This window comes from Pseudomonas sp. SMV7, from assembly GCF_052041995.1.
Taxonomy (GTDB): Bacteria; Pseudomonadota; Gammaproteobacteria; order Pseudomonadales; family Pseudomonadaceae; genus Aquipseudomonas.
In genome coordinates this window covers 108,630-125,620 of sequence record NZ_JBKGGT010000011.1, presented here as the reverse complement: position 1 = coordinate 125,620, position 16,991 = coordinate 108,630, and the positions used below count along the sequence as shown (strand labels likewise).

Below are 16,991 nucleotides of genomic sequence, written 5' to 3'. Positions count from 1 at the left end.
GGTTATTTCTCGAGCACGTTGTGGATGGGGCGATACATCAAATAGGCTTCACCGGTTACGCCCAGCATCGGGTGCGGAACGATCTGGCAGGTTTTCACGATCTGAAAGCCGTGACGTTCGTAGAAGCGGCGGGCACCGTGGTTTTCTGCATAGTCGATCAGGCATAGCCCACCCAGGCCAGAGTCCTCGGCGCGCTGCTGGGCGAGGCGCAGAAACTCGGCGCCCAGCCCCTGGCTGCGCCAGGCCTCATCCAGGGCCAGGCTGGATATGTACAGGGTGTCGGGTATTTCCATGTCGGAATAAGGTGCGAGGACCGGGTCTGTCTCGACAGGCCTGTCAGGGGTCTCGCGCAAGGCATAGCTATGCATCATGCCGATGACGCGCCCTTCGAAAGTCGCCATCAGGCAGTTCTTGTAGGAAAAGTCGCCCTGTTCCCTGGCATAGCGAGACGCACCGACACTCAGCAAAGCTTCTCCAGGTGCGGCAAGCTTGCTCCATATGTAATCGGCCATGCCCTCCGATGTCAGTTGAAAGAAGCGCGCGATATCGTGCGCGTCCGAGGCTTGGGCGGGCCTGAAGTCGATAGGCATGTACAGTGTTTCCATGGGATCGGGTGATGGGTGTTCAAGGATTACGCCTTTGACAGGGTGGCAGGGTAGGCGGCTTGAACGGTCGCCATCATGCTGTAGGCGAACACCGTCAACACGGTGTGCGACGCTGCTCGATGAGCATTCGTGCCGCCAGTGTCAGCAGACTATGCGGCAAGCGGTGTAACGCTGGGCTCAAGCACCGGCCAACTCCTGCAACAAACGCTGTTTGAGATCGTGCAGGCGTGCGCTGTCTCGTCGGCGTGGATGGGGCAGGGCGATGCTGATGTCTTCCTTTATCCTGCCAGGCTGCGCGTCCATCACGATCACCCGGTCGCCCAGGTACAGAGCCTCTTCGATGTCATGGGTCACCATGATCACGGTGCAGCGCTCCTGCACCCAGATGCGTTGCAGCTCCTCTTGCAAACGCACCCGGGTCAAGGCATCCAGTGCACCGAGCGGTTCGTCCAGCAACAACACCTTGGGTTTGTTCACCAGTGCCCGGGCAATCGCCGCGCGCTGGGCCATGCCGCCGGACAGCTGGTGCGGGTAGGCCTGCTCGTAACCGCCCAGGCCCACCCGTTCGATGTGCTCGGCCACCAGCCGATGCTTTTCAGCTGCCGGTAACCTGTGGTTCTTCAAGGCCAGGGCTATGTTCTGCTGCAGGGTCATCCACGGGAACAGGCGGTGGTCCTGGAACACGATGCCGCGCTCCAGGCCCGGCCCGTGAACCGCCTGCTGGTCCAGCAGGATCTGCCCCTGGTAATCCTGATCAAGGCCGACGATCAGTCGTAGCAGGGTCGACTTGCCGCAGCCGCTGGCGCCGAGGATGCTGACGAACTCGCCGGGGCGGATGTCCAGGTCGATGCCTTCGAGTACCGGCACCGTCTTGCCCTTGAGCGGGTAGGCCTTGCTCAGGCCGCGGATGTGGAGGGCGCCAGGGCTGGCGCTGGTGGGTAAGGCATGGGCGATAGCGTTCATGATAGGACCTTTCAACGGGTGGGCTGCCAGCGCAGCAGGCGGCGGGCAAGCAGGGAGCACAGCCAGGACATCAGGTAGCCGCACAGGCCGATACACAGCACGCAGACCACGATGATCTCCATGCGCGCCGCAGCCTCGGCGTTCATCATCAGGCTGCCCAGGCCAGCCCCGGCGGAGAGAAACAACTCGCTGCCTACCGAGGTCACCCAGGCGATGGCCAGCGCTTGCAAGACGCCGGCGGCAATGCCTGGCAAGGCTGCCGGCAGCAGGATCAGCCACAGTTGCTGCCAACGGCCGAGCATCAATACCCGCGCCGCTTCACGGTGCGGGCCGGCGACCTGGCGCAGGCTTTCAAAGGTGTTCAGCACCATCGGGTACAATGCCGCCAGGCTGACGATCAGCAGCTTGGCGCCTTCACCGTTACCCAGCCACAGGGCAATCAACGGGATCCAGCCCAGCATCGGCACCTGGCGCAGGGCATGGAACAGCGGCGCGATCAGGCGGTTGGCCGGCACGCACAGGGCCATCAGTGCCCCCAGGCCGACACCGCCGATGATACCGATGGCGAGGCCGCTGCAGGTGCGCAACAGGCTTGCCCACAGGTTGACCAGCAACTCGCCGCTTACCAGCAGTTCGGCCAGTGCGCTACCGACCTGTGCCAGCGGTACGAAGGCATAGGCGCCAGTCGCACCCTGGCGCGAGGCGTATTCCCAGGCACCGAGCAGCAACAGCGGTAACACCAGGGCACGCACATTCTGCAGTTTCATCGCATTTTCCTCAGCGGCTCTGCCAGGCAGACAGGCGCCGTTCGACACGGCGCAGGGTGAAATCCAGGCAGAAACCGATCAGCCCGGTCAGCACCACGCCAACCATCACGACATCGATGCGCAGCATCTGCCGGCCCATCTCGATCATCTGCCCCAGGCCGCTGTCGGCCGCCAGCAGTTCGCAGGCCACCAGCACCACCCAGGCGCGGGTGAGGGCCACGCGGATCCCGGTGACAATGGCCGGGACTGCGGCGGGTAGGGCCACCCGGCCTACCAGCGTGGGCCAGCGCAGGCGGTACACCGCTGCCACTTCGAAATGGCTGCGCGGGATGGCGCGGATGCCTTCGCAGGTGGCCAGCGCCACCGGGAAGAACGCGGTCTTGGCGACGATGACCACCTTGAAGGTTTCGTCGACGCCGAACAGCAGCACGAACATCGGGATCAGCGCGATGCTCGGCACCTGGCGCAGGGTATGGAACAGCGGGGCGCAGTAAGCCTCCACGGTTTTCGACAGGGCCAGCGCCGCGCCGAAGGCCAGGCCGGCCAGTGCGCCACCGGTAAAGCCCAGGGCCAGCCGCGACAGGCTGCCGGCCAGGTGCTCCTGCAGCTCGCCGCTGGCCAGCAGGTCGGTGAGGCTGCGCCACACTTCCAGCGGCGGGACCAGCAGGTTGGCCGGAAACAGTCCGGCATTGGCCACCACGGCCCACAGCGTGAGCAGGGCCAGGGGTGAGATGAACCAGGTAAGGGACGAGAGCACGCGCATGGCTGGCCTTGGGGAAGCAGAGGGTAACGGCTTGTCGCAAGAGCTGTGCCAGGCAGCGCAGGCCCGTGACTACAGGGCTGCACGGAGGGGGATGGTGCTGGGGAAGCAGCGCGGTGTTGCTGCAGCAGCAGTCGGTCAGCAGCAGCGGTGTTGGCGGCTGCGCGGGTTTGCCCGGGAAGCCGCCCACTCGGTTGCAGATCAGAAATCGTAACTCACGCTGGTGTAGTAGAACGCCCCCTGCGCCCCCTCCGGGCTGGTAATGGAGTATCTCGGCACGCCATACAGCTGCGCGCCCTTGAGCTTGTCCGGGTGGCTGTCGAACAGGTTGATCGCGCCCGCCGACAAGGTCAGGCCCAGGTCGAAGCGGTACGACACGTCCAGGTCGGTTACCCACTGCGGGCTGAAGGTCTGGTCCAGGGTGGGGTTGGCGGCGTTGCGGTTCTGCCATTCGCCATAGCGGCGCTGGGCCACGGTGACGCTCCAGCCGTCATACAGCCAGTTGGCGCTGAGGGTCAGCTTGTCCTTGGGCGTGCCGTCTTCGATCAGGCCCTGGGTGTTGCGGCCGATGATCTGGTTGCCGGGAATCTTGCCCACGTCGTCCAGGCCGGTAATGCGGGTGTTGTTGCGTGCATAGCCGCCATTGAAGTCCACACGGCCCCAGCGGCCCACCTCCAGCTGGTAATGGCCGGCCAGTTCGAAGCCGTCGGTGCGGGTGTCGGCGATGTTGGTGTAGAACGCCGCGCTCTGGATATTGGCGTAGGGCGTGCCGGCGAAGATCGGGCCGACCACCGCCGCGGGCAACTGGTCGGACAGGGTGATGCGGTTGTCGATGTCGATGCGGTAGGCGTCGAGTGTGAGCGAGGCGTTAGGCAGTGGCTGCCAGACCAGGCCCACGGAGAAGTTGGTCGACTCTTCCGGTTTCAGCGCCTTGCCGCCCAGCAAGGCTGCTTCCGGGCTGTCGGCGCGCAGGGTGCGCTGCTGCACCTCGACCCAGTTGCCACTGCCCGGCGGCTGCTCCACCACCTGCACGCTGAACGACGACAACCCGCTCTGCACCAGTGAGGGCGCGCGGTAGCCGGTGCTGGCGCTGGCCCGCGCGGCAATTTGCGGGGTGAAGTCGTAACGCAGCGACAGCTTGCCGTTGGTGGTGTCGCCAAAGTCCGAGTAATGCTCGCTGCGCACCGCCACGCCGGCCTGGAATTTCTCGGTCAGCTGGGCTTCGACATCGAAGTAGGCACCGATCACGCGGCGGTCCAGCGACACCGCATCGACCTGGGTGATCCCCGAGTAGTAACCCGGAATACGTCGGCCGGTAATGGGGTCGATCGTGTTGAACAGCGGCCCGTTGGACCAGCCGGCAGCGTCGCCCTCGCTGAGGTCGTAGTTTTCCTGGCGCCAGGCCAGCCCGGCGGACACGGTCAATGGCTTGAACAGCCAGGCGCTGGCGAAGTCGCGGGTCCAGTCCAGGGTCAGGTTGGTCTGGTCTGCTTCGCGGCGGCCGGTGTAGATGGTCGACGGGCTGCTGGTGCCCCAGCTGGGGTTGATGGCGTTGCGGTCGGTGGAGTCGACGCGGTTGTTACCGTAGTTCAGTGCCAGGTCGAAGTTGCCCAGGGCGTCGTGTTCAAAGCGCAGGCCACCGGTGACGGCGTAGTCTTCCAGGCCATAGCGGGTGACCGGCAGGCGGCCGTCCGGGTAGCGCGCCAGGGCTACGCTGCCATAGTTGCTGCGCAGGGTGGTGGGTGGGTCGAAGAAGTTCTCGGCGTCGGTGTTCTTGTGGGCGTAGGTCGCGAAACCATAGGCGCTCAGGCCCTCGCTCAAGCCCATTTCGGCGTTGGCGGTGAAGTTGTACTGGTCCGAGACATTGCCCGAGCCCCAGCGCCAGTTGCGGTAGCGGTTGTTCTGCTCGCGCGGTGTGTCGATGCTGGTGGAGCCGGGGTAGAAGAGGCGGTTGTCGTCGCGGGTATCGCTGGCGGGGTCCTGGCTGCCGGCATCGAAAGCCAGGGTCAGGAAGCCGTCGTTGGGCAGGGCAAAGCCCTTCCAGCCGCTGAGCTTGCGCTGCAGGCCGTCACCTTTCTTGTAGCCTCCGAAGCGGTAGCCGGCGTTGCCGCCTTCGTCGCGCTCCTTGAGCACGATGTTGATCACCCCGGCGATGGCGTCCGAGCCGTACTGGGCGGCGGCGCCATCGCGCAGGATCTCCACCCGTTCGATGGCCGACAGCGGGATCAGGCTGAGGTCCACTGCGGCCGCGCCCCTGGCGTTGACCAGGCCCTGGCGGGTGACGTTGGCGCTGGTATGGCGGCGTTTGCCGTTGACCAGCACCAGTACCTGGTCCGAAGCCAGGCCGCGCAGCGAGGCGCCCTGGGCGATGGAGCCGGCAAACGCACCTTGCGGCGACTGCGGGAAGCTGAATGAGGGCGACAGCGCGGTGAGCGCGGCAGACAGGTCGCTGGCACCGGTTTGCTGGAGTTCTTCGCTGCTCAGTACATCGACCGGGGCGGCGCTTTGCAAGGCGGTGACGTCGCTGCGATGGGTGCCGACCACGACAACGGTGTCGAGGCGGTCGTCGGGTTCGGCGGCGAATGCGGGCACGGCAAGGCCGGCGATGGCCAGGGCGATGGCACTGGCCAAGGCGGTGGGGTGGGGCATGGCGTAGTCCTTTTGTGCAGCGTGATGCTTTGGGGCTGCTGCACAGCAGCCCCAATGGCTTGAGAATCAGAACCGGCTGGTAACGCTGAGCCCGACGGTGCGCGGGTCGCCGTAGGTGATCACGTACTGCCCGGCGGTGCCGTTGGGCCGGCCGTGCACCTGGTAGCGGCGGTCGGTGAGGTTGTTGACGAAGCCCGTCACGCTCAGCTTGTCGTCATGGCTGAACCAGCTCAGGCGGGCGTTGGCCAAGGTGTAGTGGGGTTGGCTGAGGGTGGCGTCGACGCTGCTCTGACGGTCGGCCAGGAAGTACTCTTTGTCGCGGAAGCTCACGTCGCCGCCAGCCACCAGCCTGCCGCCCACTTCCAGCGGGATGGTGTAGTCCGCACCCAGCGACACCACGTTGCGCGGCGAACGCACGAAGCTGTTGCCGCTGTAGTCGCCGGTCACTGCGCCGGTGGTGGGGTTGGTGTTCTTGAAGTCGGTGTACTCGGTGTCCAGGAACGATACCGCCGCGCGCAGGTGCAGGCGGTCGGTCGGCTGGCCCTCGATCTCCAGTTCCGCGCCCTTGACCTTGCCTTTGGCGCCGTTGGTCAGTGCGGTGGTGAGCACGCCGTTGTTCACCGTCAGCAGGTTCACCTGGATGTCGGAGTAGTCGTAGTAGAAGATGTTGGCGTTGACCGTCAGGCGGCGGTCGAACCATTCCGACTTCAGCCCCAGCTCGTAGGCGTCCAGCTCTTCCGGGTCGACCGTGGTCAACTGCGCGAGGCTGGTCGACAGCCCGGTGTTGAAGCCGCCCGAGCGGAAGCCATGGGCGTAGCGGAAGAACACCCGCAGGTTGTCGTTGATGCGGTATTCAGGTGTCAGGTCGTAAGTCCAGGCTTCCCAGGTCTTGTCTTCCTGGCGGTTGCCGTTGGTGCCTGCTCCGGCCAACGGGATCAGCGGGCCATTGGCCGTGGCACGGGTCAGCTGCACCAGGTCCAGGTCGATGTCCTTTTTCTCCTGGGTCCAGCGCAGGCCGCCGGTGACGCTGAAGTCACCGGTGAAGTCGTAGGTCAGGTTGCCGAACAGGGCGTAGCTGTCGGTGCGGTGATCGTAGCCCAGGTCGCGGAACGCGGTGGTGCCCACCTGGTTCGAGCCGGTACCGTTGGGGGTCGGCCCGGGGGTGACGATACGCTGCGCAGAGCTGTCCAGGTCTTCATGGAAGTAGTGGGTGCCTACCAGCCAGTGCAATGGGCGGTCTTCCGGCGAGGCCAGGCGCAGCTCCTGCGACCACTGGCGGTAGCTGTTGTCGGTGATGGCCGCGCCGTTGACCTCGTAGGGGGTGTAGTCGGCATCGGTGGTCGAGCGGTTGCGGATGTAGTCGTAGGCGCTGATCGAGGTCAAGGTGTAGTCGCCCAGGTACCAGTTGAAGGTCAGCGAGGCTCCGTCGTGGTCCAGGCGATAGTCTTCATTGACGTTCAACGAGATATCGCGCCCGTGCGGGCGTTCGTAGCCGACGTTGTAGTAGCGGCCTACCGGTAGCGAGCCGTTGCTGCCGTCGCCCTTGAACTGGCGGCTGTGCAGCTTGAGCAGGGCGTCCAGGTCGGGGTTGAGCTGAGCCAGGAACTGCAGGCGGATGGCCTTCTTGTTCACGTCGCCGTAACTGTTGCCATCGAAGTCGTTGTTCTGGAAACCGTCGCGCTCCTCGGAGTACAGCGCTACCCGCCCAGCCAGTTTTTCATCCACCAGCGCACCCCCGACGGCGCCGGTGACAATCCGCTCGTTCTTGGTACCGAAGCCGACCGTGCCGTAGCCGTCGGTGTCGAAGGTCGGCTTTTTCGAGATCACGTTGACCGCGCCGGCCGTGGTGTTCTTGCCATACAAGGTGCCTTGCGGCCCACGCAGGATTTCGATGCGTTCCAGGTCGAACAGCGGCCCACCACCGGCGATGGGTGCGTTGAGGTACACGTCATCGGCGTAGATGCCCACCGGGTAGACCGTCGCCGCGCCGGTGTCGCCGGTACCCAGGCCGCGGATGTACCAGCGCGGGCGGCCGTCGCCGTCGGGGTTCTTGGCCGCGGCGTTGGGCACGAAGGTGGTGATGTCGCCCATCGAGCGCACACCGTCGGCGGTGATGCTGGTGCCCTTGATGGCCGACACGGCGACCGGGACTTCCTGCAAGGTCTGTTCGCGGTGCTGGGCGGTCACGGTAACGGTTTCCAGGGCCGCTTCGTTCTTTTGCTCGTCGTTGGCGGCGAAGGCCTGGTTGCCGGTGCCGGCCAGCAGCAGCGCAAGGCTGATCTGGCGGGCGAGTGGATGACGTTGGTGCATGGTGGATCTCCCCGTATGTAAAGCGTTGTTGGGGAGGGCTAGAGCAGGGACTGTGCCATGTTGTTAACTGATTGATATATAAGGTTTTTAATGCTGTGCTGGGTAGGTTTTGCAGGTTGGGCAGCAGTGGGGTGCTGGGCGGGTGCTGCTGGGGCAGCAATGGGGTGGCAGAAATTGCCTGGGGCTGCTGCACAGCAGCCCCAGGCTCTCAAACAGCCAAGCGCGAAGTCGAGCCGATCACACTCTCCAGCACGCGAAAATCAATCCATTCCCGCACATCGAAGCGCCGTGGGATGAACCCCCACCTGAACAGGAATTCGGTAAAGTCCTGCAGTGCCTCGATCGAGCGGCTGTCCAGCGTCGTCCGCAACCGCCGGTGCGCGTCGTCGCCATAGGCCGCCGCCACCCAGTACTCGCTGGTGTTCAGCTCACGCGCGAGGAAGCGCCGAGTTTCTTCGGGGTTGGCCCAGGCCCATTGCTCGGTGCGCAGCACCGTGTCGACCAGCGTGCGGCTGGCCTCGAAGTGGTTCTCCAGCAAGTGCCGGTCGACGGTCAGCGTGCGCGGCGTGCCGTTGTTGCTGCGGATCAGCGGGTCGGGGTGGCTGCCGGTGTCCACCACCACGCGCAGGCCGAACTCATGGGCCAGGTGGACCGCATGGGCGCCCTTGAGGAAGATGGCGTCGATGTCGCCACGCAGCAGGCCGATCAGCTCGTTGTTGCGGCGGCTGAAGCGGCTGGTGTCCAGGCTCACTTCGGCGCCATACAAGTGCTGCTTGGCATCGTCGCTGTAGGTGCCGCCGTAGGGGTAGTCGACCAGCTCCACATCGGCCACCGCCAGGCCTTCGAGCTTCAGGGCGTTTTCCAGCCCGCGCAGGGCTTGGGCACGGGTGAAGTCGATCTGCACATTGGCCCACTTGGGCAAGCCGAAGCGGCGGTTCTTCAAGTCGCGGATGCTGCGCACACCGCTTTCTTCGGTGGTGAGGATCAACTGCACCTCATCGCTCCACGACAGCCCCAGCACGCGGGTCTCGACGCCGCTGGCGTAGGCCCATATCGCCGGGATGTTGCCGCCGTGGCGCACCGAGTTCTGCAGGTGGTGGTCGTAGTGGGCCTCGCGCACCTCGCGTTCGCTGGACTCGCGCAGCGACTGGATATTGGTGCCGAATGGCGCAAAGGCCTCGGCCAGGCGCCCCGACTGCACGGCAATGCCGAGACCGGTGGGCACCGGGCTGTGGGTGTACCAGAGGGTTTCCAGGGGCTTGGTCATGGGGCAACGGGTTTCCTGTCCATGGGGGTAGGGGCCAGTAGCTGGTCCAGGGGTTGGCGAGCGATCCAATCGCGCACCGCGAAGCGCGCCGGGATGAAGCGCCAGCGTTCGAGGAACTCGACAAAATCCTGCAAGGCCACGATGGCCTGTTCGTCCAGGCGGGTGCGCAGGCGCAAGTGGGCGTCATTGCCGTAGGCCACTTGCACCCAGTACTCGCTGCTGTTGGTTTCTCGCGCCAGGTAGCGGCGGGTTTCATCCGGGTGCTGGTGCGCCCAGCGCTCGGCGCGCAGCACCGAACCGAGCAGGGTGCGTACCACCTGCGGGTGCTGCGTCAGCAGGTGGCTGTCCACCGCCAGGGTGCGTGGCGTCCCGTTGTTGCTGCGGATCAGTGGGTCGGGGTGGCTGCCGGTGTCGATCACCGTGCGCAGGGCAAAGGCGTGGGCCAGTTGTACGGCGCTGGCGCCCTTGAGGAAGATGGCGTCCACTTCGCCGCGCAGCAGGCCAGCCAGCTCCAGGTTGCGACCTTCGCTCTCGGTGCTGGACACCGGTGTGCCAGCCACGTTGCGCACCGGACGGTCGCTGAAGGTGCCGTCGTATCGGTAGTTGACCAGCGCCACGTCGTCCACTTGCAGCCCTTCGAGCTTCAAGGCGTTTTCCAGCCCGCGCAGGGCCTGGGCGCGGGTGAAGTCGATCTGCGCGGCAGCCCAGTCAGGCAGGCCGAAGCGCCGGCCCTTGAGGTCTTTCACGCCGTGGATGCCGCTGTCTGGCCGGGTCAGGATCAACTGCGCCTCATCGGCCCACGACAGGCCGATCACGCGGGTTTCGCGGCCCTGGGCGCGGGCCCAGATGGCCGGGATGCTGCCGCCATGGCGCACCGAGTTGAGCAGGCTGTGGTCGAAGTGCGATTCGCGTACCGCCTGCTGGTCGGCCTCGCGCAGCGATTGCACCTGGGTGCCCAGGCTGGCCAGGTCGTCCTGCAACCAGCCTTGCTGCACGGCAATGCCCAGGCCGGTAGGCACCGGACAGCGGGTGTACCACAGGGTATCGAGGGGTTGGCTCATGTTCGGGCCTCCGTTCGGGATCAGGCGCTGGCCTGCAAAGGGGGAGTACTCGCCTGTTGCACCAGCGGCAGCACCTCCTGGCCGATGCGCAGGGCCTCTTCCAGGTGCGGGTTGGCGGCGAGGATGAAGGTGCTGAAACCGGCATCGCGGTATTCGGCCAGGCGCTCGGCGATGTGCTGGTGGCTGCCCACCAGGCCCACGGTAGGGCCGGGCTTGGCCTTGGCGAAGCCGGCCCACAGGTTGCGCGCCAGGATCAGTTCGTCGAAGCCCTGCAAGCCTTGGTGATAGGCCGCCTGTCGTGCGCCGCCGACAGAGTCCGAACCGGTCACGAAGCCCTTGGCGCTGGCGCTGGCTTTGCCTTCCAGGCGCTCGAACTGCTGGCGCAGCTCGCGCCAGGCCTGCTCTTCGGTTTCGCGGGCGAACAGGTCGACGCGCAGACCGAAGCGCACCGTGCGGCCTTGCTTGTCGGCCAGCTCGCGCACCCGCTCGATATGCGGCTTGAGCTTGTCGAGCGGCTCGGCCCAGTTCAGGTAGACGTCGGCATGGCGCGCGGCCACCGCCAGCGCGGCATCGGAAAATCCGGAGAAGTACACGCCCGGTTTGCGTTCGTGCTGCAGGCCTGGCGGCAGGCTGCCGTTTTCCAGGCGGTAGATGTCACCGTCGTAGGAGAACCGGTCCTGCGCCCACAGGCCCTGGATCACGTCGAGGAATTCGCCGGTGCGCTTGTAGCGCAGGTCATGTTCCAGGAAATCGCCATTGGCGCGTTGGCTGGCCGGGTTACCGCCGGTGATGATGTTCCAGTCCAGCCGGCCACCGCTGAGATTCTGCAGGATTGCCGCCTGCTGGGCGGCATAGGCGGGCAGGGTCCAGGTGGCCTGGAAAGCGATCAGGAAGCGGATGCGCCGGGTTTCGCGGGCGAGCGCGGCGGCGGCTATCCACGGCTCCGGGCCGGTGGGCAGCAGCGCGCCCTCGAAGCCGGCCAGCTCGGCAGCCTTGGCCACCTGGGCGATGTAGTCGATGTAGGTGAAACCGTCGGCCTGGCCATCGGGCAGGCGGCCGGGGGCGATGTTGCCGGCGCGGTGTACAGGGTTGCCACGGTTATGGCGATCGGTGGACAGCTGCGGGCCATCGGTACCCAAGGGCAGGCGCCAGAAGAACTCGGTGGTCATGGGGACTCCTGAAGGGGCAGGGTGTGCGAGTGGGGAGGGTGGTGCAACGGCTGTGCCATGGGCGCTGCAGGGCTTGTCGGGCGGGGGCTGGCGGGGTGGCTACGAGATGCGCTGCTGCTGTGGCAGCAGCCGGGCAGCAGTGAATGCTGAGACAGCAGCATGGGCAGTTTCGGCCTCTTCGCGGCGGTTCGACGCCTCGATAGACCCGTCCTCACCGGTACAGCGCCGGGATTACCGGCAGCGCCGAACCTGTGGGAGCGGGTTTGCCCGCGAACAGGCCGACACGTCAGGCCTCGATTTCCCCCATGGCAACTTCACCGGCACTGCGCAGATACGCGTCATGAAGCGCTGCATAGGCGCCCCTGCGCCTGATCAGCTCGGCATGCGCGCCTTGCTCAACCACCCGCCCATGCTTCACCACTGCAATCCGGTCAGCATCACGAATGGTCGCCAAGCGGTGGGCAATGATGATCGCCGTGCGCCCGTGGCACAGCCGGCGCAGGGCGCGCTGGATGCGCCGTTCGGTGTGCACGTCCACTGCCGAGGTGGCTTCGTCCAGCACCAGCACCGCCGGGTCGGCGAGGTAGGCCCGCACCAGGCACACCAACTGGCGCTGGCCATGGCTCAGGTGCGCGCCCAGCGGGCCGACTTCAGTGTGGTAGCGCTGCGGCAGGCGGTCCAGCACTTCGTCGGCGCCCAGTTCGCGGGCCGCGGCAATCAGCTGCGCATCACTGGCAGCTGGCGAGGCCAGGCGCAGGTTGTCGAGGATGCTGCCGCTGAACAGCACGTTGTCCTGCAGCACCACGCCCACGTTGCGCCGCACGTCCTGCTGGGCCAGGGCACGCAGGTCGATGCCATCCAGCTTCACGGCGCCGTCCTGCACATCGTAGAAGCGCGTCAGCAGCTGTACCAAGGTGCTTTTGCCGTGCCCCGAGGGGCCGACGATGGCGATCACTTCACCCGCACGAATATGCAGGTCGAGCCGGTCAATCACTGGCCGTGGGCTGTTTGGCAGATAGGCAAACCCGACCTTTTCGAAATCCACCTGGCCGTGTGCCCTGGCCAGCGCTTGTGGCGCAGGTGGGTCGAGTACCTGCGGGCGGGTGTCGAGCAACAGGAAGATGCGCTGGGCCGAGGCACTGCCGGTGGCATAACGCTCGAACAGGTCCGACAATTCCTGCAGCGGGCCGAGGAACAGAAACACGTAGAACAGGCTTTCTGCCACCTGGCCAACGCTGACCTTGCCCTCGGCCAGGCCGTGGGCGCCGACCAGCAACAGCACGGCCATGCCGGCGGTGCTGAGCAACGCGGTGAACGGGGCGAACCAGCCAGCGCGCAGGCTGCCGCGGATCAGCGCCTGGTTGAAGTCTTCCAGCAGGCGTCGGTAGCGAACCTGGTTGCTCTGCGCTTGCCCGCACTGCTGGATCAGCCGCACCCCGCTCACGCTTTCCACCAGGTGTGCGGTAAAGCGGCTGCGTTGCTCGGCCACCTTGGCCCAGTTGCGCTGCGACACCCGCTTGAAGCGCCAGGTGGCCAAGGCCAGCAACGGTACGGTGGCGGCCAGGCTGTAGAAGAAGCTGGGCTCTATGCGCCACAGCATCACCGCAGCCAGCCCGCAGCGCAGCAGGGCGCCGAGGAGCTCTGGTGGGCCTTGCACCAGCAGTGGTTCCAGTGCATCGACATCACGGTCAACGCGGGACATGATGCGCCCGGCCCGGGTCTGGTCGAAGTAGTTCACCGACAACGCCTGCACATGGGCGAACACCTTGACCCGCAGGTCGTTGAGCACGCCGATCGCCGCGCACCCGGCAATGAACTGCGATAGCCCGGCCAGCAGAAAGCGCCCCAGCCAGCTCGCCGCCAGGCCGAGGCCCAGCCACAGCAGCAGACGTTCATCGAGCAGCCAATGGTCGGCGCTGTGTACCAGGCCCTTGTCCAGCAGTTCGCGCACGAACCATGGGCGCAGGAACACGGTGAACACCAGCAGCAGCTCGATGCCGATCACCGCCAGGATCTGCCCCCGAACGGGCTGCAACAGGGGCAGCAGGCGGTGGAACATACCCCGGTCCAGTGCCTGGCGGGCCAGGCGCTGCTCGATGTCGATATCGTTGGCGGGCGTATGTTGCACATCAGTCATGCTCGACCCCCAGCAAATCGCGGTAATGGGCATTGTTCGCGCTCAGTTCGGCATGGCTGCCGCTGGCGCTGATACGGCCGTTTTCCAGCATCAGCACGCGGTCGGCCTGCAGCAGGGTGGAGAGGCGGCTGGTGATCAGGAGCAAGGTCGGGCGCGGGCCGTGTGCACCGTGCCGGTGGCGGATGTTGTGCAGCACCTGGCGTTCGCCCAGGGCATCCAGGGCGCTGGTGGCGTCGTCCAGGCAGAGGATGTCGGGTGCGCCAAGCAGTGCCCGCGCCAGGCACAGACGCTGCCGCTGGCCGCCAGACAAGGTAACGCCACGGTCACCCAGCGGCGTATCCAGGCCGTGGGGCAGGCGCGCCAGCACATCCTCGGCGGCGGCCAGGCGCAAGGCTTCGCGCAACTGGGCATGGCTGGCTTGCGGCGCCGCCAGGCGCAGGTTGGCGGCCAGGCTGTCGGAGAACAGGAAGCTCTCCTGCGGCAGTACGTGAACGCGGCGGCGCAGCTCGGCCAGGTCCAGATTGCGTACGTCATGCCAACCGCCGGCATCACTGCCGACCTGCACGCTGCCGTGTTCTACATCGGCAAGGCGCGGCAGCAGGCTGGCCAGCAGGCTTTTGCCGGTACCGGTGGCGCCGACCAGCGCCACTACCTCACCGGGTAGCAGGGTCAGCGAGCAGTCCTGCAAGACAGGCCGACCCGCCTCCACTGCACTGGCCTGTACCAGGTTGAGCTTCAGCCCCAGCGGCCCGGCAGGCAGTGTGGCATGGCCGCCGAGGATGGCCGGGCGTTCGTCCAGCAACTGCCAGATGCGTTCGGCGCTGGCGCGGGCATCGGCGAAGGTCTGCATTACCCGGCCGATGCCTTCGATACGGAACACCAGCGTGGTCGCCACCAGCAGCGAGGTGACCAGTTCGCCGATGCCCAGTGCACCGGCCGCCACGCGATGGGCGCCGTAGACCAGGATCCACACATGCCCCAGCGCCACCACTGCCTGCGGTAGCGGAATGCGCGAACTGGCGTAGGCGAGGGCAGCGCGGGCGTGATGGGTGAACACCTCGACCTGGCTGGCGAATCGGGCGATACGCTGGCTTTCCAGGCCGAAAGCCTTGATCACCCGCACGCCGCCGATGCCTTCGGCCAGGTCCTGGCTGACCTGGTCATAGGCGGTGCCCACGGCGCGGTCCAGGGTTACCAGGCGATCGGTCTGTAGCACGAACAGCCACAGCCCGGCGCCAGTCAGCAGCAAGGGCACCAGGCCCAGCAGCGGGTCGTACCAGCTCAACAGGCCGACGGCGGCGATCACCACCAGCGGTGTTTCGATGATCTGCCGCCAGAAGGTGATCAATGCATCGCGCACCTTGTCGGCGTCGCGTGTGGTGCGGGTGACCAGTTCACCCATGCCGTGGCGCCAGTGGTAGCCAAGGTGCAGGCGCTGCACCTGGTTGAGGATACGTTCGCGCAGGCGCGTGAGCAGGGCCTGACTGAGCACCAGCGACAGCACGGCGGCAGCGTATTGCAGCAGGCCGCGGCCCGAGGCGATGGCCAACAGCAGCCACAACCAGTGCCAGGCGATGCTGGCGTCCAGGCTGCCATCAGCCAGGCGCAACACGGCGCGCCCGGCGCTGACATCGTCGACCGCGTGGCCGATCAGCCACTGTTGCCAGGCCAGGCCGAGATTGCCGGCCATGTACAAGGCTGTGACCAGGGCGAAGCGCCAGGGCATTTCGCGATAAATCGCCAAGGCCCGAAGTAGAGGGTGGTTCATGTAAATGCTCGATCAGAATTCGACGCCGCCCCTGCCAGGAGCGGCCTGGTGTCGCGACAGGGGGCAACGCCCCCACGCAAACCCGGTTTCAACGGCGGGTAGCGCCCTGGTTTTCCTTGGCATTGAGCACCGCCGTGTACTCCCCAGGGTCGGCCCCATTGAGGTAGTAGTTGCCGACGTTGTGCAGCCGCCAGCGGATCGGGTCGTGGGTGGTGTGCACCCGGGCATTGCGCCAGAAGCGATCAAGGTTCCACTTGCTCAGCGACGCGCTGGCGCCCAGCAGCGAGAACAGGTCGCTGGAAATCTTCAGTGACGCCGCATCGGAATGCGCACGGGCGGTGGCCACCGAAACAATCAGCTCATCCTGCAGGGCCTTGTTTTCCGGGTCGCGCTCGTGATCGTCAAACACCCGCGCGGCCTCGCGCAGCACCGACTCGGCACCGCGCAGGGCCACGGCATACTCGCCAACCTGGCGGATCACATGGGGCTCGTCACTGGCGCGCTCGACGCCGCTCTCTACCCAGGCGCGGGCATGCTCGCGCAGGTACTCGATGGCGGCCTGCAAGGCGCCAGCGGCGATGCCGGTGTCGATGGCCGCGTGAAGGATCTGCGGGAAGGTCAGGCCGGTGCGCTTCATCGGCCCGTTGCGCCGGGTCAGGTAGCGCTCGTCGAGCACGATATTGTCGAAATTCACCGTACCGCTCACCGAGTTCTGCTGGCCGAAGGCTTGCCAGTCATCGACCAGGGTCAGCCCGGGGGTGTCACGGTGCAGCAGCACGCCAACACCGCCGTCTTCGCTGGCGGCAGTGAGCGAGATCCACTCGGCCAGGTACGAGCCCGTGGAGTAGAACTTGCTGCCATTGAGCAGCCACTGGCCATCGGCGTTGCGTTCGACGCGGGTCTTCAGGGCGAACTTGTTCTTGCCGCCGACCTCGGCCAGGGCATTGCCGAAGCGCTTGCCGGCCAGTACATCGGCGATCAGCCGGTCGCGCACTTCATCCGGGTAGCCGCTAAAGATACCGCGCAACATCACGTTGTGAATCTGCAGCAACTGGCCGACGCCGCCATCGGCAGTGGACACCAGGCGCACGGTTTCGACCACGGTCTGCACCGAGGCACCAAGGCCGCCGAATTCGGCCGGCACAGCGATGGCGGTCAGGCCGCTACTGGACAACAGCTCGGCCTGGCGGCGGGGGAGCTGGCCGTTGTTACGCGGGTCGGCGGCCAGCTCGGCGATTTTTACCGCGACCTGGCGGGCGGTTTCGATGGCTTCGGCTTCGCTGGTGAGGCGGCGGGCGGGGGAGGGTTGTATGGCACTCATGGAGAGGTCTCGGCTAGGTCTGAAGGGGCCAGTGCGCCTGTTTCGCGGGTGAAGCCGCGATTGGCCACGGCGCGGCCTCAAGCGCTTGAGCAATATCTTTGCCACCGCTCTTCAGGCCCCGTGCTACGCGGCTTGCGCAACCTTTTGCTGGCACAGCAGCAGCCACTCTGCTGATCTGGCAGCAGCCCGCCCGCAATCCTGCTCCCCCTCCAGC

The 16,991-nt window shown here is 66.0% G+C and carries 12 protein-coding genes; all 12 read right to left on the bottom strand.

The window, feature by feature from the left end; genetic code table 11:
* Positions 1–2: 2 nt before the first annotated feature.
* Positions 3–590: an N-acetyltransferase family protein gene (locus tag ACLEJP_RS15310; RefSeq protein ID WP_440807688.1), complete on the bottom strand. Its 588-nt coding sequence runs from the start codon at positions 588–590 to the stop codon at positions 3–5.
* A gap of 192 nt (positions 591–782) precedes the next feature.
* Positions 783–1,568, bottom strand: a complete 786-nt coding sequence (locus ACLEJP_RS15305; protein WP_440807686.1) for an ABC transporter ATP-binding protein — start codon at positions 1,566–1,568, stop codon at positions 783–785.
* An 11-nt stretch (positions 1,569–1,579) separates the two neighbouring features.
* Complete coding sequence (locus tag ACLEJP_RS15300; protein ID WP_440807684.1) at positions 1,580–2,335, bottom strand: ABC transporter permease; 756 nt, start codon at positions 2,333–2,335, stop codon at positions 1,580–1,582.
* A 10-nt stretch (positions 2,336–2,345) separates the two neighbouring features.
* On the bottom strand, positions 2,346–3,098 hold the full coding sequence (locus tag ACLEJP_RS15295; RefSeq protein ID WP_440807682.1) for an ABC transporter permease: 753 nt from the start codon (positions 3,096–3,098) through the stop codon (positions 2,346–2,348).
* 198 nt (positions 3,099–3,296) lie between these two features.
* Positions 3,297–5,744, bottom strand: a complete 2,448-nt coding sequence (locus ACLEJP_RS15290; protein WP_440807680.1) for a TonB-dependent receptor plug domain-containing protein — start codon at positions 5,742–5,744, stop codon at positions 3,297–3,299.
* Between the two features lie 66 nt (positions 5,745–5,810).
* Positions 5,811–8,054 carry a TonB-dependent receptor gene (locus ACLEJP_RS15285; RefSeq protein ID WP_440807677.1) on the bottom strand — a complete coding sequence of 748 codons (2,244 nt, stop codon included), beginning with the start codon at positions 8,052–8,054 and terminating at the stop codon, positions 5,811–5,813.
* Positions 8,055–8,262: 208 nt separating this feature from the next.
* A complete protein-coding gene (locus ACLEJP_RS15280; protein ID WP_440807675.1) occupies positions 8,263–9,321 on the bottom strand; it encodes an ABC transporter substrate-binding protein in 1,059 nt (352 codons plus the stop codon).
* Positions 9,318–10,382 carry an ABC transporter substrate-binding protein gene (locus ACLEJP_RS15275; RefSeq protein ID WP_440807674.1) on the bottom strand — a complete coding sequence of 355 codons (1,065 nt, stop codon included), beginning with the start codon at positions 10,380–10,382 and terminating at the stop codon, positions 9,318–9,320. Before ACLEJP_RS15275 ends, ACLEJP_RS15280 begins: the two co-directional genes overlap by 4 nt.
* Before the next feature lie 20 nt (positions 10,383–10,402).
* Positions 10,403–11,551: an LLM class flavin-dependent oxidoreductase gene (locus ACLEJP_RS15270; protein ID WP_289131328.1), complete on the bottom strand. Its 1,149-nt coding sequence runs from the start codon at positions 11,549–11,551 to the stop codon at positions 10,403–10,405.
* A gap of 286 nt (positions 11,552–11,837) precedes the next feature.
* Entirely contained in the window at positions 11,838–13,688 is a 1,851-nt protein-coding gene (locus ACLEJP_RS15265; RefSeq protein WP_440807671.1) for an ABC transporter ATP-binding protein, read from the bottom strand.
* On the bottom strand, positions 13,681–15,456 hold the full coding sequence (locus ACLEJP_RS15260; protein ID WP_440807670.1) for an ABC transporter ATP-binding protein: 1,776 nt from the start codon (positions 15,454–15,456) through the stop codon (positions 13,681–13,683). The genes ACLEJP_RS15265 and ACLEJP_RS15260 overlap by 8 nt, the downstream gene beginning before the upstream one ends.
* An 88-nt stretch (positions 15,457–15,544) precedes the next feature.
* On the bottom strand, positions 15,545–16,777 hold the full coding sequence (locus tag ACLEJP_RS15255; RefSeq protein WP_440807667.1) for an acyl-CoA dehydrogenase family protein: 1,233 nt from the start codon (positions 16,775–16,777) through the stop codon (positions 15,545–15,547).
* Between the last annotated feature and the right edge of the window lie 214 nt (positions 16,778–16,991).

Coding starts and splice junctions, on each gene's coding strand:
- ACLEJP_RS15310 (WP_440807688.1), bottom strand. CDS start 590: ATGCCTATCGACTTCAGGCCCGCCCAAGCCTCGGACGCGCACGATATC.
- ACLEJP_RS15305 (WP_440807686.1), bottom strand. CDS start 1,568: ATGAACGCTATCGCCCATGCCTTACCCACCAGCGCCAGCCCTGGCGCC.
- ACLEJP_RS15300 (WP_440807684.1), bottom strand. CDS start 2,335: ATGAAACTGCAGAATGTGCGTGCCCTGGTGTTACCGCTGTTGCTGCTC.
- ACLEJP_RS15295 (WP_440807682.1), bottom strand. CDS start 3,098: ATGCGCGTGCTCTCGTCCCTTACCTGGTTCATCTCACCCCTGGCCCTG.
- ACLEJP_RS15290 (WP_440807680.1), bottom strand. CDS start 5,744: ATGCCCCACCCCACCGCCTTGGCCAGTGCCATCGCCCTGGCCATCGCC.
- ACLEJP_RS15285 (WP_440807677.1), bottom strand. CDS start 8,054: ATGCACCAACGTCATCCACTCGCCCGCCAGATCAGCCTTGCGCTGCTG.
- ACLEJP_RS15280 (WP_440807675.1), bottom strand. CDS start 9,321: ATGACCAAGCCCCTGGAAACCCTCTGGTACACCCACAGCCCGGTGCCC.
- ACLEJP_RS15275 (WP_440807674.1), bottom strand. CDS start 10,382: ATGAGCCAACCCCTCGATACCCTGTGGTACACCCGCTGTCCGGTGCCT.
- ACLEJP_RS15270 (WP_289131328.1), bottom strand. CDS start 11,551: ATGACCACCGAGTTCTTCTGGCGCCTGCCCTTGGGTACCGATGGCCCG.
- ACLEJP_RS15265 (WP_440807671.1), bottom strand. CDS start 13,688: ATGACTGATGTGCAACATACGCCCGCCAACGATATCGACATCGAGCAG.
- ACLEJP_RS15260 (WP_440807670.1), bottom strand. CDS start 15,456: ATGAACCACCCTCTACTTCGGGCCTTGGCGATTTATCGCGAAATGCCC.
- ACLEJP_RS15255 (WP_440807667.1), bottom strand. CDS start 16,777: ATGAGTGCCATACAACCCTCCCCCGCCCGCCGCCTCACCAGCGAAGCC.